Here is a 22,556-nt window from a genome sequence, read left to right on the forward strand (position 1 = left end):
GATGCCGGCTACTCAATCTTCCAGCGAAATCGCGTATAACGGCCCTATGAAGATTCTCGTCATAGAAGACGATCGCGAGGCTGCGGATTATCTGCAGAAAGCCTTCACGGAAGCCGGTCATACGGCACATGTCGCCGGTGACGGCGAGACCGGCTTCGCGCTTGCCGATGCGGGTGATTACGACGTGATGGTCATCGACCGGATGATGCCGCGCCGCGATGGCCTGTCGGTCATTGCCGCTCTCCGCTCCAGGGGCAACACGACACCAGTGCTCATCCTGTCGGCGCTGGGCGAGGTCGATGACCGGGTCACCGGCCTGCGTGCCGGCGGCGACGACTATCTGACCAAGCCCTATGCCTTTTCCGAACTTCTGGCGCGTGTCGAGGTGCTGAACCGACGCGCCAGCGCCAAGGAGGCCGAGACCGTCTACCGGGTTGGCGACCTTGAACTCGACAGGCTGTCGCATTCTGTCCGCCGGGCCGCGCGTGAGATCACGCTGCAGCCGCGCGAATTCCGCCTGCTCGAATATCTCATGCGCCATGCCGGCCAGGTGGTGACGCGCACCATGCTGCTCGAAAATGTCTGGGATTATCATTTCGATCCGCAGACCAATGTCATCGATGTCCACGTCTCGCGGCTGCGCGGCAAGATCGAAAAGGGCTTCGACAAGCCGATCCTGCACACGGTTCGAGGCGCCGGCTACATGCTGAAGGGCGGCTAGGCGACAGCATGGCTCTTTCCGTGCCCGCCATCATGAAGACGACGGCAGCGCGGCTTTCGGCGCTTTATTTCCTGCTTTTCGCGCTGTGCGCCGTGCTGCTGGTCTTCTACATGACGTCGCTGTCAGCGAGCATGCTGACCGGGCAGACGCAGGACACAATCAATGATGAGATAATAGGCTTGGCCAGCGCCTACAAAAAGGGCGGCTTGCCATTGCTGGTGCGTGTGGTCGAAAACCGCTCCCGCCAGCCTGGCGCCAACCTCTATCTGATCGCCGACACCAATGGCCAGATCCTGACCGGCAATGTGCAGGCCCTGGAGCCGGGTGTGATCGATACCGAGGGCTGGACGACCGAGCCGTTCTCCTACAAGCGCTTCGGCGAAGGTGAGCTTGATCGTTTGCGCAGCGGAGCGTCCGACCAGACGACGTCTCCTTCAACTGGCGACAACGCGGTGCAGGCTGAAGGCGAGAAGGGCCACAATGCCATCGCGCTGGTGCTGCGGCTGCCCAATCAGATGATCCTGCTGGTTGGCCGCGATCTCGGCGAACCGGAGCGTTTTCGCGCCGTTATCCGCCGCTCGCTGATGCTGGCGCTCGGCATGATGGGGCTCGGCGGACTGCTAATCTGGTTCTTTGTCGGCCGCGCCGCGCTGAAGCGCATCGACAGCGTGTCGGAGGCCAGCCGTCGCATCATGGGCGGCGATCTCAGTGGCCGATTGCCGGTTACGGGCACCGGCGACGAATTCGATCGGTTGTCCGAAAACCTCAATTCCATGCTGGCCAGGATCGCCACGCTCAATGAAGGCTTGAAACAGGTTTCCGACAACATCGCGCATGATTTGAAGACGCCGCTGACGCGGCTGCGCAACCGGGCCGAGGCGACGCTTTCCGGCAAGCAGAAGACGTCGGACTATCGGCAGGCGCTGGAGGGTACCATCGCCGAGTCCGACCAGCTGATAAAGACCTTCAACGCCATCCTGATGATCTCCCGGCTGGAGGCTGGGTATTCTTCCGAGCACACCAACCGCGTCGATCTGGCGGCTGCCGTGCGCGATGTGGTCGAGCTCTACGAGCCGGTGGCCGAGGAGGCTGGCGTTTCGCTGGACGCCGAGGTGAACGGTGCTTTTGCCGTTGACGGCAACCGCGAACTGATCGGCCAGGCGCTCTCCAACATCGTCGACAATGCGATCAAGTACTCGACCGATGCCACGTCCAAGCCGGCGGTCCGCGTGGCGCTCGAACGCACGCATGGCGAGATCAGGCTTTCCGTCGCCGACAACGGCCAGGGCATTCCCGACGATGCCGATCGCGCCCGGGCGACGGAGCGCTTCGTGCGGCTGGAGAAAAGCCGTTCGCAGCCTGGTTCCGGCCTTGGCCTCAGTCTCGCCAAGGCGGTCATGACATTCCACTACGGCCGGCTTGACCTGTTGCCCGGCAATCCGGGACTATCCGTGGTCATGAGTTTCCCCACACGCGAGGGCCACTGATGGCGGCCGTTGCCAAGCGGAGCAAGACAGACTGGTTGCTGAGCCTGGAAACCCCGCTTGTCCCGCTCGACGAGGGGCGGGCGCGGCAGGAACTGGCCGAAATCGCGGACGCAGCGCGCGAAGAAGGGCTGACACGGGCGGCCAAATTCCTGGCCGGCAAGGGGACGGCGCAGGATTTCCTGGCCGCCGTCTTCGACCTTTCGCCGTTCCTGCGCGATACGGCGCGCCGCCGGCCGCAAATCCTCGACGGCCTCTTCGACCTGCCGATCGAGGCCCGCCTGAAAGCGATCACCGCCGCGATCGACCAGGCGCCGCTGGCCGAAACGGTCTCGGAATCCGGCCTGATGATGGAGCTGCGTCAGCATAAGGCCGAGGCGCATTTCCTGATCGCGCTAGCCGATCTCTCGGGCGAGGCCGAGACGTCGCTGACAGTAAGGCGCTTGAGCGATCTCGCCGACGCCTGCACCCGCGCGGCCGTCGATTTCCTGCTGCGTGACGCGCATGGCCAGGGCAAGCTCAGACTGCCAGACCTCGACAGCCCGTCGCATCAATCGGGCTGGATCCTGCTTGGAATGGGCAAGCTCGGCGCGCATGAGCTGAATTTCTCGTCCGATATCGACCTCGTCATGTTCTTCGATCCGGAAGCGCCCGCCGTGGTCGATCCCCTCGACGCCACCGATTTGTTCTCGCGCCTGACGCGCCGGCTGGTGCGCATCCTGCAGGATCGCACCGAGCACGGCTATGTCTTCCGCACCGATCTGAGATTGCGTCCCGATCCCGGCTCGACCCCGCTGGCGATTCCGGTTGAAGCCGCGCTGCGCTACTACGAGGCGCGCGGCCAGAACTGGGAGCGTGCCGCGATGATCAAGGCGCGCCCGGTGGCAGGCGATCTGGCGGCCGGCGATGCCTTTCTCAAGGAACTCCAGCCCTATATCTGGCGCAAATACATGGACTACGCCGCGATTGCCGACGTCCATTCGATCAAACGCCAGATTCATGCCCATAAGGGTCACGGCGAGATCGCCGTGAAGGGGCACAACGTCAAGCTTGGGCGCGGCGGCATCCGCGAGATCGAGTTCTTCGTCCAGACCCAGCAGCTCATCGCCGGCGGCCGCTTCCCGGAGCTGCGCGGCCGCGAAACCGTGCCCATGCTCGGTCAGCTCGCGGCTCGGGGCTGGATCACATCGGATGCGCGTGACGCGCTCGCCCGCCAGTACTGGTTCCTGCGCCGGGTCGAACACGCCATCCAGATGGTGGCCGACGAGCAGACGCACACGCTGCCGGAAGACGATGAAGGGCTGGAGCGCATCGCCCGCATGCTGGGCTTTGCCGACGCGGCCGCTTTTGCCGGGGCGTTCCGTGCCTCGCTGCAGCAGGTCGAGCGCCATTATGCGGCGCTGTTCGAAACGGCGCCCGAGCTTTCGGCCGGCATCGGCAATCTTGTCTTCACCGGTGACGTCGACGACCCGAACACACTGCAGACCCTGCACGGTCTCGGCTTTCAGCGGCCAAGCGACATTTGCCGGGTCATCCGCGGCTGGCATTTCGGGCGCTATCGCGTCACCCAGTCGGCGGAGGCGCGCGAGCGGCTGACGGAACTGACGCCGGCACTGCTCAAGGCCTTCGGCCAGACACGCCGGGCCGACGAGGCGCTGGTCCGTTTCGACGAATTCCTTGCCGGCTTGCCGGCCGGCATCCAGCTGTTCTCGCTGTTGCAGTCGAACCCCGCACTGCTCAAGCTGATGGCGACGATCATGGGCGCGGCGCCCCGGCTGGCGGCGATCATCACCCGCCGGCCGCATGTCTTCGACGGCTTGCTCGACCCGGCATTGCTGACCGAGCTCCCCGACCGTGCCTATCTCTCGGCGCGGCTTTCCGCCTTCCTCGAAGGCGACAGGGCTTATGAGGACGTGCTCGACCGGCTGCGCATATTTGCTTCCGAGCAGAAATTCCTGATCGGTGTGCGGCTGCTCGCGGGCTCCATCGATCCGGCCCGCGCCGGCCGCGCTTTCTCCGATCTGGCGGACCTGACAATCGCGGCGGCATTGGAAGCGGTGACCGCCGAATTCGCGGTGCGCCACGGCACGATCGCCGGCGGTGTGGTCTCGCTGCTCGGCATGGGCAAGCTTGGCAGCCGCGAGTTGACCGCCGGGTCGGATGTCGATCTCATCCTGCTCTACGATCACGATGCGGACGCCGAGGATTCCGATGGCGACAAACCGCTGGCGCCGTCGCATTACTACTCCCGCATGACGCAGCGGCTGATATCGGCGGTATCGGCGCCGACGGCGGAAGGGGTGCTTTACGAACTCGACCTGCGTTTGCGGCCGTCCGGCAACAAGGGACCGGTCGCCACCCATATCGATGCCTTCAAAAAATACCAGCGCCAGGAAGCCTGGACCTGGGAACACATGGCCCTGTCGCGGGCGCGTGCCATCGCCGGTGATGATGGCTTGTGCGGTGAGGTCGAGGCGGAAGTTGCGGCGGTGCTTGGCCAGTCGCGCGATGCGGCAAAGGTGAGGGCCGAGGCCTCGGAAATGCGTGCCATGATCGAGCAGGAAAAGCCGCCCCGCGACCCGTGGGACATCAAGCTGATCCCGGGCGGTCTGATCGATCTCGAATTCATCGCCCAGGTGGCTGTCATCAGCGGGCAGGTCGAGGCCGGACCGCGCGCCACCGGTACGGCCGAGATCCTGTCTCGCCTGACGCCCCGTTTCGCCAATGCCGCGATCAGGCAGGACCTTGGCGATGCTTACGCCCTTTATCTGGCGCTGACCCAGATGACGCGGCTGTGCCTTACCGGACCCTTCGAACGTGACGACGTTCCGCCGGGGCTTTCGGATCTGCTTCTGGCGGTCACCGACCTGCCGGATTTCGGTGTGCTGGAGGCACATCTCAAGGAGACGTCGCAAAAGGTCAGGAAGGATTTCGACCTTTTGCTTCGTGCCGGGGGTTCGTGACCAACGACCGTCCGGCCGCATCGGGGGTGACGATGCAACAGGAGAAAATCATGAGAAAGACGACCAAGCTCGCACTTGCCTTCATCGCCCTGGCCGGAGCCGTCGGCGGCGCCGCCTATGCCGAGAATGTCGGCAGCGCAAATATGCGTCAGCGCACCATGATGCGGCTCGACAAGGCGATGAAGGACAATGACGGCACCATCACCTTCGATCAGTTCTCCAATGTCATGGACGCGCGGCTGAAGAAGCTTGTCGCCGACAATGGCGGCAAACTGACTGTCGCTCAACTCGCCGACGCGCTGGAGAAGGCACGCTTCGAACGCATGGCCAGGCGCATCATCGCCCGTTACGACAGCAAGGGCGACGGCACGCTGACCGCTGATGACATCAGCGGCCGCGAGAGGAAGCTTTTCGCCGTGCTCGACAAGAACAATGACGGCAAGATCGAGAAGGGCGAACTGCCGAAGCGCGGCCGCTTTGGCCATGACCGCCAATGGGATCACGAAGGCAACGACGGCGGCCTGCAGTAGGATTGGTTGATGCGGGCTCCGACATCGTCGGCCGCAGCCTGTCGCTCAGGCCGCGGCCTTGACCGCCGTTGGCGCCTTCTTCACGGGAATGCGCACCGACACGATCGTGCCGACACTCTCGGTGGAACGGATCTTCAGTGCACCGCCCTGCAACTCGGCCAGTGAGCGTGAAATCGCGAGGCCAAGACCGGAGCCGGCATGGTTCTTGGAAAACTGGTTCTGGACCTGCTCGAACGGGCGCCCGAGCTTGCCGAGCGCTTCCTTCGGGATACCGCAGCCATTGTCCTCGATCGTCAGCACCAGCGCGCCTGACGTGTTGCGGGCCCTGACCGATATGTGGCCGCCCTGGCCGGTGAACTTCACCGCATTGGACAGGAGGTTGATGACGATCTGCTTGATCGCCCGGCGATCGGCGAACAACGTCAGCGCGTCGGCGATACGCGTTTCCACGGTGATCGCCTTCTGCGCCGCCTGTAGCGACACGACACGCACCGTCTCGCTGATCAGCGGACCGAGATCGATCTGCTCCTGGTCCAGCGAGAACTGGCCCGCCTCGATCTTGGACATGTCGAGAATGTCGTTGATGACGCCAAGCAGGTATTTGCCGCTGCTGTTGATATCGGTGGCGTACTCTTCGTAACGCTCCGAGCCCAGCGGGCCGAACAGCCCCTGTTCCATCAGTTCGGAGAAGCCGATGATGGCATTGAGCGGTGTGCGCAGTTCATGCGACATGTTGGCCAGGAATTCGGATTTGGCCCGGTTCGCCGCTTCGGCGCGCTCGGTTTCCTTCATGTATTTGCGGTTGAGGTCGACCAACTCGCGCGCCCGTTCCTCTTCTGCCCGGCGGGCGAGGCTGAGATCATGGATGGTCGCCATCAGCCGGCGCTCGCTGTCGACCAGCTTTTCCTGGTGCAGCTTGATCTGGGTGATGTCGGACCCGACCGAGACGATGCCGCCGTCCCTGGTCCGGAGTTCGTTGACCTGAAGCCAGCGGCCGTCGGACAGCTGCCGCTCGAACGTGGCGCCGCCCTGCGGACCATTGGTATTGGCAAGCCGGCGTTCCGAAGCAAAGGCCAGCATCCGCTCTTCCAGGGACGCGCGCGTCACACCTGGCATTACGTCGCGATCCGAGAGCCCGTTGTCCTGCTGGTATTTGGAATTGCACATGATCAGGTGCTGAGCCGAATCCCAAAGCACGAAGGATTCATTGATGTTCTCGATCGCGGTCCTGAGGCGAAGATCGGCCGCTTCGGAGCGCAGCGCCAGATGCCGTTGCTCGGTGACGTCGACCGCGATGCCGATCAGTTGGATCTCCGGCGCTTCCGGATCCATGACCTGTGCCCGGGCGCGCATCCACACCCATTGGCCATCGGCATGCCGCATCCGGAACACCTGGTCGATGTGATCGATCTCGCGCGCGACGATCCTGTTGGCGAGTTCGAACAGGTCGCCGTCCTCGGGATGGATGATCTCGTCAACCTCGCCGAAGGACAGCATCGTCTCGCAGGGCTCGTAGCCGAGCATGTCGTACATCGAGCGTGACCAGTACATCTTGCCACGCACCATGTCCCAGTCCCAAAGGCCGCAGCGGCCGCGCACCAGCGCCATGTCGATACGCTGATGTGCCTCGAGATAGATGCGGTCGGCTGCCTGCGCGCGCGCCGCCTGTCCGAAATAGGCATAGAGGATGATGATCAGCACGCCGGCCGTCAGCACGAACAGGGTGACGTTGAGCGAGACTGTCTTGCGCCAAGTGTCGAAGACCGCCTCTTGCGGCACAAGCGCCGCGGCGGCTCCCTTCCTGTCCTTGGACAGGCTGACCGCCGCGTACCAGTCCTGACCGCCGATGTTGACCTCTATGACACCGGCGCGATCGCCGAACATGAACAAAGGCTGGCCGCCCTGGACGAGGCCGTCGAGCGAATGGCCTTGCCAGGGCACCGAACGCGGCGTCACCGCGGTGATCCTGAAGGCACTGTCGGTGACGACCAACACGTGGCTGCGGCCCATCGCGCCCTGGCGGCTGGTGGTCTCCAGCAGGTCCTGGGTGGCGCCCGGCAGCGTGTCCGACGTGGTGGCGAGCGAACTGGCGAGCTGCGCGGCGGCCAGCGTCAGGATCGCCTTGGCATCGCGCTCGACATCGTCGCGCTCGTTCATCAGCGAGAGCACACGCAGCGCCGCGATGACGAGCAGGAAGATGACGATGAGGGCCGGTATCGACCGGCGCAGCAGCGGTTCAGCTGCAAGAAGCCGCTTGTAGGCCGGTTCGGCGATGAGCCGCGTATTCCCGGCAAGGCCGTCGCTGCGCGTCTCGCGACGCGCAAAAGCCATCCCACCGGGCGCGCCCCACGCGTCCGCCTTCGCCATAAATGGCACTCCCCGATTTCCAGTATGCCGCATTTCTATGTGCTGGTGACCCGGCAACACCGCACTTCCGAATCGCCATTAAAGAATCAAAGGTGATTCGCCTTGTCCAGTGGTCCGGCGAAAAAAGATTAAAAATCGACTTAAATAATGCTGAATCGACCCAATGCCCTTTTGAGCGCGACCCTATGGCGAGGGCTATGTGACAGAAGGCGAGTCGGATAAGAGCGGACCGATCCTTGAGCTTTCCTTGACGGGATGTAGTTTATAAACTACAAATCCCTATGATCGATCTAAAGCAGACCGAAACGTTCCAAAATGGTGGATGCGGCTAAAGGATGAGCGCGCTCGTGGCGCGATCTTTGCCCGGCTTGACCGTCTTGCTTATGGGCATCCGGGAGACGTTGAGCCTGTGGGAGAGGGGATAAGCGAGTTGCGTATCCACCATGGCCCCGGCTACCGCGTCTATTTTCAGAAGCGGGGCAACACGATCATCGTCCTCCTGTGCGGCGGTGACAAAGGCACCCAGAAGAAGGACATCAAGACGGCGAAACGTCTGGCACAAGAATGGAGCGAATGAGATGGCTGAGAAACTGACGACCTTTGATCCGGCTGAAGGCCTGACCTCCGATGAGGCGATTGCGGCATTCATGGCGGAAGCGTTTGCTTCCGAAGATTCTGGCTATATCGCGCATGCGCTGGGTGTCGTTGCGCGCGCTAAGGGCATGGCCCAAATAGCGAGCCAGACGGGACTTTCGCGTGAACAGCTTTATCGCTCGTTCAGTGAGAACGGCAATCCGACACTAAAAACCACGATTGCAGTGATGAAGGCCCTTGGAATCGAGTTGACCGCAAAGGCACAGCCCCATCAGTCGGTTTGATAGGCGCCGGGCACAGGAGAACTCCCCCATAGGCAGCGGAGTCTGCATTCACGCCAACGTGCGCTCGACGATATCGCGCAGATCCGCCGAGAGGTTTTCGGCATTGGCGATCGAAACCAGCGCTTCCCTGGCCTTTGCCTGCCGGCCCGGTTCGAGCGAACGCCAGGACCTGAGCGCCGTCGCCAGCCTTGCCGCCACTTGCGGGTTGCGTTTTTCGACCTCGAGCACCGTCTGCGTGAAGAAACGGTAGCCTTCCCCGTCGGCGCGGTGAAAGCCGGTCTGGTTGGCGCTGGAGAATGTGCCGATCAGCGAGCGCACCCGGTTCGGATTGCCCATCGAGAAGCCCGGATGAGCGGTCAGGGAGCGGACCGTGTCGACAGCCTGCGGCCCCGGCACGCCGGCCTGGATCTGGAACCATTTGTCCATGACCAGCGGGTCGGACGCATATGTCTTTTCGAAAGCCGCCAGCGCTATTTTCGCATCCGGCGATCCGTGGTGACGATGCGCGAGCACTGCCAATGCGGCCGCGCGGTCGGTCATGTTGGTCGCGGACTGGAAATGCCCGGCCGCCAATGCCGATCCACCGGGCAGCAGCGAGAGATAATCCAGCAGAATGTTGCGCAAGGCGCGTCGTCCCGCGCTCGCCGCGTCGGGGCTGAAAGCGGTCTTGTCGGCAAGGCTGTCATAGAGGCCGGAAAATATCTCGCCGTTAGCCGTGGCGATCGCCAGCGCTAGCGCCTGGCGAGCTGAATGGATGGCGTCCGGATCGATGTTCTTGCCGATGTCACGCGCGATGTCGGCGTCGCCAGGCAGCGCCAGGGCCAGGGCCCGATAGGCTGGCTCCAGCGTCTCGTCGCTGGCGATGTTGCCGGCAAGCTCGGTCAGCTGTGAGGCGAAATCCGGCTGTTTGCCGCCGAGGGTCTGGCGGAAGGCCGCGATCAGTGCATCGGTGAGCAGGGTGTTGAAGGCCTGCCAGCGCGAGAAGGCGTCGTCGTCATGGCGAGCGAGGAAGAACTGGTCAGCCGCCTTCTGCTCGACCGACAGCGTCACTGGTGCCGAAAAGCCGCGGTTGAGTGACACCGCCGGTCGTTCGGCAACGCCGGAAAAGCGCACCATGTGACGGCGCTTGCGGACATGGATGACACCGTCCTCGACGCTCGCGCCCTCGACGCCGCTATAACAGACAGGTTTGCCGCCGGCGCCGATCAGCCCAAAGGCGAGTGGTATATGCATCAGCCGCTTGCGGCTTTCCGACGGTGTCGGCGGCACCGACTGCTCGATCTCGAGCGTGAATTCCCGCGCGGCAGGATTGTGCGTCGAACTCACGGTCAGGTTGGGCGTGCCCGCCTGGTGATACCAGAGCGCAAATTGTGAAAGATCGCGGCCGGACGCCTCCTCGAACACCTTGATGAAGTCCTCGATGGTCGCGGCTTCACCGTCGTGGCGTTCGAAATAGAGGTCCATTCCCGCGCGAAAGGCCTCGGCCCCGAGAATGGTGCGGATCATGCGCACCACTTCGGACCCCTTTTCGTAGACCGTCGCCGTATAGAAATTGTTGATCTCGCGGTAGCGGCGCGGCCGCACCGGATGCGCCAGCGGTCCCTGGTCCTCGGGAAACTGGTGGGCGCGCAGCGTGCGCACTTCGGCGATGCGCTTGACCGCGCGCGAGCGCTGGTCGGCGGAGAACTCATGATCGCGGAAGACCGTCAGCCCTTCCTTCAGGCAAAGCTGGAACCAGTCGCGGCAAGTGATTCTGTTGCCTGTCCAATTGTGGAAGTACTCATGCGCGATGATCGCCTCGATATTGGCGAAATCGGCGTCCGTCGCCGTCTCCTGGTCGGCCAGGACGTATTTGTCGTTGAAGATGTTGAGGCCCTTGTTCTCCATCGCGCCCATGTTGAAGTCCGACACGGCGACGATGTTGAAGACGTCGAGGTCGTACTCGCGGCCAAACGCCTCCTCGTCCCATTGCATCGACCGCTTCAGCGCGTCCATCGCGTAGCCGGCGAGCGCCTCCTTGCCGGGCTCGACATAGATGCCGAGCTCGACCTTGCGGCCGGACAAGGTCACGAAACTGTCGGCGACCTGGCCGAGATTGCCGGCCACCAGCGCGAACAGGTAGGACGGCTTGGGGAAGGGGTCGTGCCAGCTGGCATAGTGCCGGCCATCGGCGAGATCGCCGCTCTCGACCGGATTGCCGTTGGACAGGAGCAGCGGCGCCTCGTCGCGCCGCGCCTCGATCCGCACCGTGTAGACGGACAGGATATCGGGGCGGTCGAGGAAGTAGGTGATGCGGCGAAAACCCTCCGCCTCGCACTGCGTGCAGTAAACGTTGTTCGAACGGTAAAGGCCCATAAGAGCTTCATTGCCGGCAGGCGCCAGTTCGGTTTCGATCAGCAGCTGGAAACGACGTGCGGCCGGCGGCTTGAGCAGCGTCAGCTGGTCGGGGCTCGCCAGCAGATCCGCCGCTTTCACCGTCTTGCCGTCGATCTCGACGCGCTTCAGCGTCAATCCATCGCCGTCGAGCACCAGCGGAGCCGATTCCGATATGCCCTCGCGGCGCTCGACGGTCAGTATCGCGGTGACGACCGTGGCCTGCGGCGAAAGACGGAAGTCAAGGTTGGTTTCCGGAATGAGGTAGTCGCTGGGGCGATAGTCCTCGAGTTTGAAGACCTGGCCTGTGTCAGTGCGCATTCCCTGGCTTTTCCTGTCTTTTCCGGGGACCGGACATGGTTTGACTGGTCCAAAAAAATTCAAAGTCCGCGCTCTTTACACGAAACATACCCTCGACAAAACTGCGCCAGAGCCTAATTCAGGCCTTCCTTTCGTCGTCGCGAGGCAGTCATGACCGCCGTCACACCGAAATTCGGGATGGGCGCTTTCGTTCGGTGCGCCGACAATGTCCCGTTCTGCCATTTCGAGACCCGCAACGTGCCCTCGACGGCGGGCAGAGACGCATTGCCAAAGTGACATCAGAAGCGAGGCCGCAACCAGAGACGACGGGTGGCCACGGCACGCTGAGAGGCATCGTGCTGAAGATCGTCTCCGTGACGGTCTTTGTCGGCATGCAAACCTGTATCAAGGCGGCAGGCGACGTGCCAGCGGGGCAGATCGTCTTCTTCCGTTCCTTCTTCGCCATCTTCCCGATCATCGCCTTCCTGGCATTGAAAGGACATCTGGCCACCGCTTTCGCCACGAAGCGTCCCTTCAACCACATCACGCGTGGCGTCGTCGGCGTCGGTGCCATGGGGCTCGGCTTTTTCGCGCTTACCAGGCTGCCGTTGCCTGAGGCGATCACCCTGAACTATGCACAACCGCTGCTGGTCGTGGTGTTCTCCTCGGTCTTCCTTGGCGAGACGATCCGCGTCTATCGCTGGAGCGCCGTCGCCATCGGCCTCATTGGCGTGCTCATCATTTCCTGGCCGGAGCTGACGTTGCTCAATTCGGATGAAGGGCTCGACGACCAGGAGGTCCTGGGCGTCATGGCCGCGCTGATGGCCGCGGCAATCTCGGCTGTCGCCATGCTGCTCGTGCGCAATCTCGTGCAGACGGAGAAGACGGCCACCATCGTGCTGTGGTTCTCGTCGACGGCGAGCGTGCTCTCGCTGCTGACGCTGCCCTTCGGCTGGCAATCGCTGACGCCAACGCAAGCCGCGCTGCTCATCATGGCCGGCTGTTGTGGCGGCCTCGGCCAGATCTTGATGACCGCGGCCTATCGCCATGCCGAAGCCTCGGTCGTGGCGCCTTTCGAATACACCTCGATGATCCTTGGGATCGTGGTTGGCTATCTCGTTTTCGGTGACGTGACCTCGTCCGGCACGCTGGTCGGTGGTGCGATCGTGGTGGCCGCCGGCATCTTCATCATCTGGCGCGAACGGCAACTGGGTCTGGAACGCACCCGCACCCGCAAGGCGGCCCTGCCGCAGGGGTGATCAGGACCGTTCCGACCGCTCCTTTGCCAGGCGTACCAGCGCCGCCCGTGTCTGCTCATCGGCCGGGAAAAAGGATTCGATCGCCAGTTCCGACAAGGTCACATCCAGCGGTGTGCCGAAGACCGTGATGGTGCTGATGAACGACAGCACCTGATCGCCATGGGCAAGCCTCAGCGGATGGACGATCGCATTCGGCTCGACCGGCGCCGGCCGGCTGCCCTTGACGCCTGAAGGATAGCCGCGCAGTTCGCGCTCCAGTTCGACCAGCACCGGATCGCCGGTGGCATCGTTCTGGCGCTTGAGACGCTCGATCAGGTGCGTGCGCCATTCCTGCAGGTTGACGATGCGTGGCGCGATGCCGCCGGGGTGCAGGCTGAGGCGAAGCACGTTGACCGGTGGTGTCAGCAGCGAAGCCTCGCCGACATCGGCAAGGAAAGGGGCGATCGCGGCATTCGCCGAAACCAGGTTCCAGTGCCGGTCCACCGCCAGCGCCGGAAATGGGCCATGCCCCTTGAGTACGGTCTCGACCGCCGCCATCGCCGGCGCCAGCGTCGTATCGGTGAGCGGCCGTTCGCCGAAGCTGGGCGCAAAGCCCGCGGCCAGCAGCAACTGATTGCGCTGCCGCAGCGGGATCGCCAGCTGCTCGGCCAGATGCAGCACCATGTCGCGCGAGGGTGCGGCGCGTCCGCTTTCGACGAAGGAGAGATGCCGCTGCGAAATTTCGGCCTCCACGGCGAGGTCGAGCTGGCTCATGCGGCGGCGCGTGCGCCATTCGCGGATGAGACTGCCGGCGGAGGTCTGCGAGCTTGTCATGGCCGCATGACTAGGCCGACGCTGAAGGCATTTCAATTACCTGCGAGGTCATCGCTAGCCGAGCGCCCGCAGCTTCGCCTTCACCTCGAGAAAGTCCCGCCATGCCAGCTTCTTGTGCGCGGGCGTCCGCAAGAGATAGGCCGGATGCAATGTCGGCATGGCCGGAATGGCAATGCCGGACGCCGTGGTGTGGACGCGCCAGTTGCCGCGCAGCCGCAGGATTCCTTCCGAAGTGTTGAGCAAGGTCTTGGCCGACGGACCGCCGAGATTGATCAGCACCTTGGGATTGACCAGCTCGATCTGACGCTCGATGAACGGCCGGCAGATTTCCGTCTCGTGCGGCGTCGGCGTGCGGTTGCCGGGTGGCCGCCAGGGAATGACATTGGCGATGTAGGCCGAGTTGCGGTCAAGACCGATCGCGGCCAGCATGCGGTCGAGCAGGCGGCCCGAGCGGCCGACGAAGGGCAGGCCTTCAATGTCCTCGTCACGGCCGGGGGCCTCACCGACCAGCATGACAGCGGCTTGCGGGTTGCCGTCGGCGAATACGAGGTTCTTGGCGGTGGCCTTGAGATTGCAGCCCTCGAAAGCGGCCATGTGCTGGCGCAGCTCGTCCAGGGACACTGCCGCGGTCGCCAATTGGCGCGCCAACGCAGCCTGCGCCTCGTCGGGCACGGCCGAGGTCGGCGGGCGCGGGGCCGGAGCATCCGGCACGGCGCGCGCATCGAATCGCGGCGGAGCAGCGGGCGGCTCCGGTGCGCCGCTTTCGCGTGGCGTCGTCGTCGGCATCCGCTCCGCCGGCTTCGGCGCGGCCTCCGCGAACCGGTTTACCGGCGCATCCTCCAGAGCCTCGTCCACACCCACGCTGGCATAGAAGGCGAGCAGATCGGCAAGATCGACCGGATTGTTGGGAGAGGCGGCAGTCATGGCCGCACCATCGTCCGGGCGGCGTCAATTTGCAACCTCGGCGAGGCGTCCTAGCCAGTGGGTATGCGCGGATCCTGCACGAGATAGAAAGTCCACCGCGGCGTGTAGTCCGTCATCAGGAATTCGAAGCTGGCGGTTTTCAGCGGATCGACCTTGCCGTTTTTGAACAGCAGCCGGTCATAGGGTTCGAAGTCGCGGTCGAAATCGGCGAAATTGCTCGACCAGATATTGTCCGGCGTCTTGTTGCGCTGGTCGAACGAAAGCCCATCGCCGAACACGCTCGGCTGGTCCAGTATTTCCTGCAGCTCGAACTGGAACTCGATCCATGCCTGGCCGCTGTTGTTGAGCACGTCGATGCGCATATACATGATGCCGTTGGCGAACTCGCCCGCCTTGCCGAAGGTCTGGATCGGCTTTGTGGTGCGGATGGTCAGCGTCACCGGGGTCGCCGAATTCAGCTCTTCGGTGATGACCAGCGGATCGTCCTTGGTTCCGATTCCGGACGCTCCGGTGATGCGGAAGCCGCCAAGCTCGTCCGAGAACGAGTACGCGCCTGTCGCCCACACTTTCACTTCATCCGCGACGGCATGACCCGGCGCCAACGCCAGAAGGGCAAAAATAACCGCCCGGCAGGCCCGGCCGGGCGTTGATGGAAAGCGCGTCGAAGATAAGCCGCCTGGCCCGGGAATGCGCATGGCGGGAAGTATGGCCGATAAGCAAGCCGTCGAACAATCAAAAACGCGAGCGAGGCGTGTTTCCAGGCGCAAACGGCTTATCCTGCGGCAAGGTGCGCGACTTTTTGGCCAAATCCGCATTGTCACGTATGCGCCGGTTTCCTGTCGCCAATTGATGCGCTATGCAGCGCAGGAGCCAGCAAGATGCGCCAATGGCGGCAAGCCAGTGCGGAGGGGTTGATGAGCGATATCGAACGCGAGAGCATGGAATTCGACGTGGTCATCGTCGGCGCCGGCCCTGCCGGCCTTGCCGCGGCCATCCGCCTCAAGCAGGTCAATCCCGAGCTTTCCGTCGTCGTGCTGGAAAAGGGCGGCGAAGTCGGCGCCCATATCCTGTCGGGCGCCGTCGTCGATCCGATCGGCGTCGACCGGCTGCTGCCCGGCTGGCGCGAGGAGGATGGTCATCCCTTCAAGACGCCGGTCACGGCGGACCATTTCCTGGTGCTCGGCCCCGCCGGCTCGTTCCGCCTGCCCAACATCCTGATGCCGCCGCTGATGAACAACCACGGCAACTACATCGTCTCGCTGGGCAACGTCTGCCGCTGGCTGGCTGGCAAGGCCGAGGCGCTTGGCGTCGAGATCTATCCAGGCTTTGCCGCCGCCGGCCTGCTCTACAATGAAGAAGGCGCCGTCACCGGCGTCGTTACCGGCGACATGGGCGTCGAGAAGGACGGCACGCACGGTCCGGGCTTCGCGCCGGGCATGGCGCTGATGGGCAAGTATGTGCTGATCGGCGAGGGCGCGCGCGGTTCGCTCGCCAAGCAGCTGATCGCCAAATACAACCTCTCCGATGGCCACGAGCCGGGCAAATACGGCATTGGCCTCAAGGAACTCTGGCAGGTCAAGCCGGAGAACCATCGGCCGGGTCTGGTGCAGCATTCCTTCGGCTGGCCGCTCGACATGAAGACCGGCGGCGGTTCGTTCCTCTATCATCTGGAGGACAACCAGGTGGCTGTCGGCTTCGTCCTCCACCTCAATTACAAGAACCCCTATCTGTCGCCCTTCGAGGAATTCCAGCGCTTCAAGACCCATCCGGCGATCGCAGGCACGTTCGAGGGCGCCAAGCGCCTGGGCTACGGCGCGCGCGCCATAACCGAGGGCGGCTGGCAGTCGGTGCCGAAATTGTCGTTCCCGGGCGGCGCGCTGATGGGGTGCGCGGCGGGCTTCGTCAACGTGCCGCGCATCAAGGGCTCCCACAATGCGGTGCTGTCTGGGATGCTGGCGGCCGATCATGTCGCCGAGGCGATCGGCGCCGGCCGTGCCAATGACGAGCTTTCCGCCTACGAGGAAGCCTGGCGGGCGACCGACATCGGCAAGGACCTGAAGAAGGTGCGCAACGTCAAGCCGCTCTGGTCGCGTTTCGGCACCATCATCGGCGTCGGCCTCGGCGGCCTCGACATGTGGCTGAACACGCTGTTCGGCGTCTCGCCCTTCGGCACACTAAAGCATGGCAAGGCCGACTATGCGACGCTCGAGCCTGCCGCCCAGCACAAGAAGATCGCCTATCCGAAGCCGGATGGCGTGCTCACCTTCGACCGTCTCTCCTCGGTGTTTCTGTCCAACACCAATCACGAGGAAAACGAGCCGGTGCATCTCGTCGTCGGGGACATGGCGCTGCAGCAGCGGTCGGAGCACGATGTGTTCGCCGGACCTTCCACGCGCTATTGCCCGGCGGGCGTCTATGAGTGGGTGGACAAGGACGGCAACGCCGCCGCCGATCCGCAGGCCAAGGACGTGCGCTTCGTCATCAACGCGCAGAACTGCGTCCACTGCAAGACCTGCGACATCAAGGACCCGAACCAGAACATCAACTGGGTGCCGCCGCAAGGCGGTGAAGGACCGGTCTACCAGGGCATGTGACCCCTGAGCCGCCGGGCTGTCCAGGGCGCGGCGGCAGAAAAAACGCCGCGGAGTGCTGGCTGCGCGGGGCATGCAGCACAGCAGAACCGTTGAAACGATCACCGGCTTGTGGTTCCCTTCTCCAGGGACAAGGAGAAGGCCGATGCGCCGGACAGTTCTGACATGCCTCATCGTCATCGGAACACTGTGTGCGCCGGAGGCCTGGGCTGGCACCAGGGCAATCGTCCAGACTCGGACCTACGACATCAAGGGAAGCTCGGGTACGGCCTTCATCGAGGCGATGGACAGCAAGGGTCCCAAGCATGGCTTCATGACGCATGCCATCGCCACAACTGCCTATACCGTCGACTGGGATCTCGGCGGGGGGCAGGACAACGGCTTCTGCCGGCTGCGGCGGGTCAACGGCACGCTCAATCTGTTCTACACCTTCCCTCGCGTTGGTTCGCCCATGACGCCGGCGCTGAAAAGGCGGTGGAACAGATTTTTCGCCGGTGTTCGCGCCCATGAGGAAACGCATGGGCGCATCGCCAGGAAGATGATGCGCGCTACGGAACGGTCGATAGCCGGCCTGCGGGTTGCCAACGACCCATCATGCGACAAGACGCGCCGCGAGGCTCGGCTTCGCATCAAGACCGTCTATGCGGAATATGAGGCCAGGCAAAACGCTTTCGACCGGCGCGAGCATAGCGATGGCGGCCATGTCGAACATCTGATCGCTGCCTTGATCGGGAAACCTTGAACGCGCAATCCATTCGCCATCTCGACGCTTCTGCGCTGCGCGGCGCGTGTAAGTCAGCCCTGCGACTTGGCTGACAAGCCGCTCGCCGCGAGCGCCGTGGCGTGCCCATCCTCGGGCTGCTTCTGATCCGATCGAACCGTAAATTCGACCAGCACCGGCAGATGGTCGGAGCCGGTATCCTCCAGCCGCGTCGATGACAGGATCTTCAGCCCGCCCTTGCTGAACACCTGGTCGATCGGCAGGCCCGCATAGCGGCGCAGGAAGTCGGGCAGTGTCCGGTGGATCCAGGTCGGGCCGGCTGAAGGCATCAGTGTCAGCCCGCCGAGCGCCGCGACCCGCCGCACCGCCGCACTCCAGGGCACGGCGTTGCAGTCGCCGGCCAGGATCGCGGTCTCGCCGAGCGCGGCCAGTGGCTGCGCCAGTTCGCCGATCTGCCAGTATTGCTCCTTCGGCCAGGGCCAGCTCAAATGGATCGCGGCGACATCGACATCGCTCCCGCCAAAGTCGATGGTGGCGGTCGCCATCGCGCCGCGCGGCTCGCAACGCGGCGCGGTGTCGGCGGCAAACGGCCGGCGCGACAGCAGCGCCACGCCGAACATGCCGTTCGGGTAGGGGCAGAGGATACGGTAGGGGTAGGCGCTGGCGATGTAGCCAAGCTCGGTCGTCCACATCGCCGACACTTCGTCGAGGGTGATCACATCAGGATTGGTGCGGCCGATCAGTGAGAGCACTTTCTTCGGCGTCGGGTTGTTGAAGCGCAGGTTCATCTGCAGCAGGCTGTAGACGATCTGGTCGGCGGGCTTGGCAACTGCTGGCTGCGGCCACAACCTGGGCAGTGCGTTTGCCGTCGTGGCCAGGCAGGCGATGGCGAAGAGCAGTGCCGCGGCCGCCTGCAGCCGGTAGGAACTCGCAAGCAGCGGCAGCGCCAGAAGCGCCAGCAGCACACTGAAGTGAATGCGGAAATGCGAGAAGGAATCGAAAGCGGGGTGCAGCGCGCCGAAAAACCCGGCCAACAAAGCGGCCGACAATACCGTTATCGCCAGGAATACCAGCCCAGCCGTCATGTTCAAGCGCGCGCCTGTTGTCATTGAGGTCGTGTCTGCCGAATGCCGCCTGCCGATCCGTTCGATTTTGCTTGTCCGCCAAATTACGGCCTGAGCAAGACGACCAATTGCCTCGCCGAGGCTTCGCGCGACCGCCTACTGGAACGCTGTCTCCGAAAAGCTCCTGAGCTTGCGCGAATGCAGCCGCTCCATCGGCATCTCGGCCAGCTTCTCCATCGCCCTGATGCCGATGGTCAGGTGCTGCGCCACCTGGCGTTTGTAGAACTCGGTCGCCATCCCAGGCAATTTCAACTCGCCATGCAGCGGCTTGTCGGAAACGCACAGCAGCGTGCCATAGGGCACCCGGAAGCGGAAACCATTGGCGGCGATCGTGGCCGATTCCATATCGAGCGCGATCGCGCGCGACTGTGACAGGCGCTGCACCGGTCCGCGCTGGTCGCGCAGTTCCCAGTTGCGGTTGTCGATGGTGGCGACGGTGCCCGTGCGCATGATGCGCTTCAGGTCATAGCCAGACAGGCCAGTGACCTCGGCGACTGCTTCCTGCAGCGCAACCTGGATCTCGGCCAATGGCGGGATCGGCACCCAGACCGGCAGATCGTCGTCCAGAACGTGATCCTCGCGCACATAGGCATGCGCCAGCACATAATCACCCAGTGCCTGAGTGTTGCGCAGCCCGGCGCAGTGACCAAGCATCACCCAGGCATGTGGCCGAAGCACCGCGATATGGTCGGTGATGGTCTTGGCGTTGGAAGGACCCACGCCGATATTGACCATGGTGATGCCGCCATGGTTCGGCTTCTTCAGATGGTAGGCCGGCATCTGCGGCAGGCGCTGTGGCGCTACGCCTTCGCTGGGCGCACTCTGCCCGGCCCGGGTGATGACGTTGCCGGGTTCGACAAATTCTGTGTAGCCGTCGCCCCCCTTTTCCATCAGGTCGCGGGCGCGGGCGACGAACTCGTCGATGTAGAACTGATAGTTGGTGAACAGCACGAAGTTCTGGAAATGCTGCGGGCTGGTTGCGGTGTAGTGCGTCATGCGGTGCAGTGAATAGTCGATGCGCTGCGCCGTGAAGGGCGCCAGCGGCCTGGGCTCGCCGAAGGCGACCTCGAACGTGCCGTTGGCGATCTGATCGTCGGTACCGTCGAGATCCGGCACGTCGAACAGGTCGCGGATCGGCCGCTTGATGCGCTCGGCAGCGGCGCCGTCGACATAGGTGCCTTCCAGGAAAGCGAAATGCAGGGGAATCGGCGTGGTCGATTCCGAGACGGTCACCGACACGCCGTGATTGCGCATGATCAGCCGAAGCTGCTCGATGAGGTAGGTCTCGAACAGGTCCGGCTGGGTCACCGTGGTGGCGAAATGGCCGGGCGTCGGCATGTGGCCATAGGCCTGGCGCGAGTCGACCTGGGTGAACGAACTCGTGGTGACGCCGATCTCGGGGTAGAAGGCCCGGCAGCGCTTGCTGCTGTCGCCGCCGGCGGCAAGGGCTGCGAAGGAATCGCGAAGGAACTTGGTGTTGCGGTTGTAAAGCACCTTCAGCGCGGTAACGGCCTTTTCGGCATTGTCGAAGCTTTGCCGGCCAAAAGGCTCGGGCATGACGACTGATTCGATGGCTTGGGGGTAGATTCGCTTTTCCATGACTCAATATAGAGACTTGGGGAGGCGGTTGGGAGGGGGCTCGCCGCCGAAGGCGCTCAAAGCGCCATTTTTCTTCAACCCCGCTGCAGGCTGACCAGCAGCACGAACCCGACGCCGGACTTTCTGAGCGCCGGCGCCTCGATCGTCGAGCCGGCATCGGCGCGCATCATCGGCACCGCCAGGACCGGAGCGGCCAGGAGCACCAGGATAAGCGCCGCCCTCGGCAGGAGCCGGAGGGTCTTGGCGAGGTTGGCGGCGATGCGGTTCATGATGTCTGTGCTTTTCTTTTTGAGGTCTGGTTCTCTGTTTCAGTGGCGAAGGTTGGTCGGGCAGGCGAGGTGGCACATTCTGGCGGCTTCCTCCCAGGAGCGGGGGGACCGGGCCGCTTCGGCGACGAGGATGGCGAAGAACATCCCAAACAGGCTCATCAGCAGGCAGACGATGGTGAAGCGGCGAGCAAGCATTGGTCCGTGTCTCCTTCAACACGCAGGAGAATGCCCTGACGCCTCTGAACCGGCTCTGAGGCCGGCGTTCATCTGCGGTTCAAATTGATTGACGGGACATTGGCTGGGTCGCCGCCGGCCCGAACGGCCATCGAAGGTCACGGTCAGCGCGTCGACAAAACGAAAACGGGGCCCGCCGGGCCCCGTTTTGAGATCGCAAGGAGATGGACGATCAGAGCTTGTGCCAAGTCTGGCTCTTGCAGATCAGTCCGCCTAGCACGCAACCGCTCATCTTGAGCGAGGTGCCAGCCAATGTCGCCTTGCCGGAATAGGTCTTGTCGTTTGCCGGATCGGTGATGTTGCCGGCATATTTGTTGTCGCCGGCCGCCTTGAGCGATCCGATGGTCTTGCCGGCATATTTACCGGACTTGAGCGTAATGGAAAATGAATCGCCGCCTGAAATGGCCGCGGTGTCGCCTGCCTGCGTTTTCCAGTTGCCCTCGATCGGATCGGCCCATGCCGCGCCGCTCAGCATCAAAGTGGCCGCCAGGGCCAGGCTCACTTTTCGAAACATGTCTTCCTCCGTTTGGATAGCCGGCCGGATGCTCCGCCTCGCCGGTCTGCCGCTTACGCAAACGTAAGCTAGTCCAGCTTCCGTCAAAACAAAAGCGGTGCCGCAACGGAAGACTTTGGCGTTTTGAAAGCGGCTGAATTCGCTCTGTCGGGACGGAAACGGAAACGATCGCCGCGTCGTGTTTGTTTCCCGTGGTTAGCGGAGTGTTGATCGGGGTCCCGAAAATTTTCGTCAAATTTGGCGAAAACCAGCCGAATTGCTGGTTTCGTATCCTTAACGAATTTCCGTGTTTACCTCTTGTTTTAGCTTTGTTTTCCTCAAATTAAGCACGCCATTTAACGACGGATTCAAGCCTGCGCGGCATTCTCGAAAGCATCGAAAGAGCGCCCCGGACAAGACAAACGGAGGCAGCTCTCGGGAGCCAGACAGGGGACTAAAATGGCACGTTTTGAAATGCTTGAAGCAGGCTTCGGCGCCATGGGGGCAACTGCCCAGGCCGACATTCTTTTCGAACTGGGCATGATGTATGCGACCGGTCGCGATTGCGAGACCGATGTCGTTGCCGCCCACAAATGGTTCAACATCGCCGCCATCAAGGGTTCGGCCCGCGCCGCGGAACTGCGCTCGGAACTCTCGGCGGCCATGTCGAAGGTCGAGATCGCCAAGGCGCTGCGCGAAGCCCGCGAATGGATGACGATGCACTGAGTCCCGCCAGACGGGGACGCTCCGGCCAAGACCGCTAAAAGACGGTCGGGCCAACAGGGACAAGGCTGCGCAGACAGCCAGGCCACGGACCAACAACAAAAAGAATGCGGCAGGCCGACAGGTCCAAGCCGCGCGACGGACCATGATCCCGAAAGTGGAATCGGGGCTTCGGCAAGATCATGGCCAA

Annotated in this window: 19 protein-coding genes and 1 pseudogene; 10 read left to right on the forward strand and 10 right to left on the reverse strand. The window is 63.3% G+C overall.

All coding sequences use genetic code 11. The annotated features are described in order from the left end of the window. The first annotated feature begins 46 nt into the window (after positions 1-46). Genes EN808_RS04980 through EN808_RS04995 form a run of 4 tightly spaced genes read left to right on the forward strand, consistent with a single transcriptional unit; the run spans position 47 to position 5,698 of the window. The gene (locus EN808_RS04980) at positions 47-721 is read left to right on the forward strand and encodes a response regulator transcription factor (protein ID WP_023771592.1); all 675 of its coding nucleotides are present in this window, start codon (positions 47-49) and stop codon (positions 719-721) included. Between the two features lie 8 nt (positions 722-729). Further along, positions 730-2,208 (forward strand): HAMP domain-containing sensor histidine kinase, encoded by a 1,479-nt coding sequence (locus tag EN808_RS04985; protein WP_135915299.1) that lies wholly within the window; start codon positions 730-732, stop codon positions 2,206-2,208. Then, the gene (locus tag EN808_RS04990; protein WP_135915300.1) at positions 2,208-5,168 is read left to right on the forward strand and encodes a bifunctional [glutamine synthetase] adenylyltransferase/[glutamine synthetase]-adenylyl-L-tyrosine phosphorylase; all 2,961 of its coding nucleotides are present in this window, start codon (positions 2,208-2,210) and stop codon (positions 5,166-5,168) included. The genes EN808_RS04985 and EN808_RS04990 overlap by 1 nt, the downstream gene beginning before the upstream one ends. Before the next feature lie 50 nt (positions 5,169-5,218). Beyond that, the gene (locus EN808_RS04995; RefSeq protein ID WP_127871352.1) at positions 5,219-5,698 is read left to right on the forward strand and encodes a hypothetical protein; all 480 of its coding nucleotides are present in this window, start codon (positions 5,219-5,221) and stop codon (positions 5,696-5,698) included. A gap of 45 nt (positions 5,699-5,743) precedes the next feature. Here the strand turns inward: EN808_RS04995 and EN808_RS05000 are convergent, their stop codons facing one another. After that, complete coding sequence (locus EN808_RS05000; protein WP_135915301.1) at positions 5,744-8,065, reverse strand: PAS domain-containing sensor histidine kinase; 2,322 nt, start codon at positions 8,063-8,065, stop codon at positions 5,744-5,746. Between the two features lie 281 nt (positions 8,066-8,346). Between EN808_RS05000 and EN808_RS05005 the strand changes: the two are divergent. Both EN808_RS05005 and EN808_RS05010 read left to right on the forward strand, forming a co-directional pair. Further along, positions 8,347-8,642 (forward strand): annotated as a pseudogene (locus tag EN808_RS05005) (type II toxin-antitoxin system RelE/ParE family toxin). 1 nt (position 8,643) lies between these two features. Next, positions 8,644-8,943, forward strand: coding sequence for an addiction module antidote protein (locus tag EN808_RS05010; RefSeq protein ID WP_135915302.1), 300 nt, complete (start codon positions 8,644-8,646; stop codon positions 8,941-8,943). A gap of 48 nt (positions 8,944-8,991) precedes the next feature. Here EN808_RS05010 and pepN read toward each other — a convergent pair whose 3' ends face one another. Continuing rightward, entirely contained in the window at positions 8,992-11,637 is a 2,646-nt protein-coding gene (gene pepN / locus EN808_RS05015; RefSeq protein ID WP_135915303.1) for an aminopeptidase N, read from the reverse strand. Positions 11,638-11,909: 272 nt separating this feature from the next. Here pepN and EN808_RS05020 point away from each other — a divergent pair, with 272 nt between their 5' ends. Next, entirely contained in the window at positions 11,910-12,875 is a 966-nt protein-coding gene (locus EN808_RS05020) for a DMT family transporter (protein WP_127871356.1), read from the forward strand. Here EN808_RS05020 and EN808_RS05025 read toward each other — a convergent pair whose 3' ends face one another. From EN808_RS05025 to EN808_RS05035, 3 genes are read right to left on the reverse strand one after another with little or no spacing between them, the layout of a single operon-like run. Further along, positions 12,876-13,688 carry a helix-turn-helix transcriptional regulator gene (locus EN808_RS05025; RefSeq protein WP_135915304.1) on the reverse strand — a complete coding sequence of 271 codons (813 nt, stop codon included), beginning with the start codon at positions 13,686-13,688 and terminating at the stop codon, positions 12,876-12,878. It lies immediately after the preceding gene. Between the two features lie 54 nt (positions 13,689-13,742). After that, entirely contained in the window at positions 13,743-14,612 is an 870-nt protein-coding gene (locus EN808_RS05030) for a uracil-DNA glycosylase (RefSeq protein WP_127871358.1), read from the reverse strand. A gap of 50 nt (positions 14,613-14,662) precedes the next feature. Further along, positions 14,663-15,307 carry a hypothetical protein gene (locus tag EN808_RS05035; RefSeq protein WP_127871359.1) on the reverse strand — a complete coding sequence of 215 codons (645 nt, stop codon included), beginning with the start codon at positions 15,305-15,307 and terminating at the stop codon, positions 14,663-14,665. 219 nt (positions 15,308-15,526) lie between these two features. Between EN808_RS05035 and EN808_RS05040 the strand changes: the two genes are divergently transcribed. Together EN808_RS05040 and EN808_RS05045 are read left to right on the forward strand one after the other, a co-directional pair. Next, entirely contained in the window at positions 15,527-17,206 is a 1,680-nt protein-coding gene (locus EN808_RS05040) for an electron transfer flavoprotein-ubiquinone oxidoreductase (RefSeq protein WP_127871360.1), read from the forward strand. Between the two features lie 142 nt (positions 17,207-17,348). Further along, positions 17,349-17,945, forward strand: a complete 597-nt coding sequence (locus EN808_RS05045; RefSeq protein WP_127278150.1) for a DUF922 domain-containing protein — start codon at positions 17,349-17,351, stop codon at positions 17,943-17,945. Between the two features lie 53 nt (positions 17,946-17,998). Here the strand turns inward: EN808_RS05045 and EN808_RS05050 are convergent, their stop codons facing one another. From EN808_RS05050 to EN808_RS05065, 5 genes are all read right to left on the reverse strand, one after another. Then, positions 17,999-19,009: an endonuclease/exonuclease/phosphatase family protein gene (locus EN808_RS05050; protein ID WP_245511634.1), complete on the reverse strand. Its 1,011-nt coding sequence runs from the start codon at positions 19,007-19,009 to the stop codon at positions 17,999-18,001. A gap of 135 nt (positions 19,010-19,144) precedes the next feature. After that, a complete protein-coding gene (locus EN808_RS05055) occupies positions 19,145-20,605 on the reverse strand; it encodes an AMP nucleosidase (protein WP_245520716.1) in 1,461 nt (486 codons plus the stop codon). A gap of 116 nt (positions 20,606-20,721) precedes the next feature. Further along, the gene (locus tag EN808_RS05060; RefSeq protein ID WP_127871363.1) at positions 20,722-20,916 is read right to left on the reverse strand and encodes a hypothetical protein; all 195 of its coding nucleotides are present in this window, start codon (positions 20,914-20,916) and stop codon (positions 20,722-20,724) included. Positions 20,917-20,955: 39 nt separating this feature from the next. Next, positions 20,956-21,111 carry a hypothetical protein gene (locus EN808_RS36205; RefSeq protein WP_167531191.1) on the reverse strand — a complete coding sequence of 52 codons (156 nt, stop codon included), beginning with the start codon at positions 21,109-21,111 and terminating at the stop codon, positions 20,956-20,958. Positions 21,112-21,322: 211 nt separating this feature from the next. Next, a complete protein-coding gene (locus EN808_RS05065) occupies positions 21,323-21,664 on the reverse strand; it encodes a DUF2147 domain-containing protein (RefSeq protein WP_135915306.1) in 342 nt (113 codons plus the stop codon). A 438-nt stretch (positions 21,665-22,102) separates the two neighbouring features. Here EN808_RS05065 and EN808_RS05070 point away from each other — a divergent pair, with 438 nt between their 5' ends. After that, positions 22,103-22,369 carry a sel1 repeat family protein gene (locus EN808_RS05070; protein WP_010915070.1) on the forward strand — a complete coding sequence of 89 codons (267 nt, stop codon included), beginning with the start codon at positions 22,103-22,105 and terminating at the stop codon, positions 22,367-22,369. Positions 22,370-22,556 lie beyond the last annotated feature (187 nt).

The organism is Mesorhizobium sp. M8A.F.Ca.ET.165.01.1.1, from assembly GCF_004792065.1.
GTDB lineage: Bacteria > Pseudomonadota > Alphaproteobacteria > Rhizobiales > Rhizobiaceae > Mesorhizobium.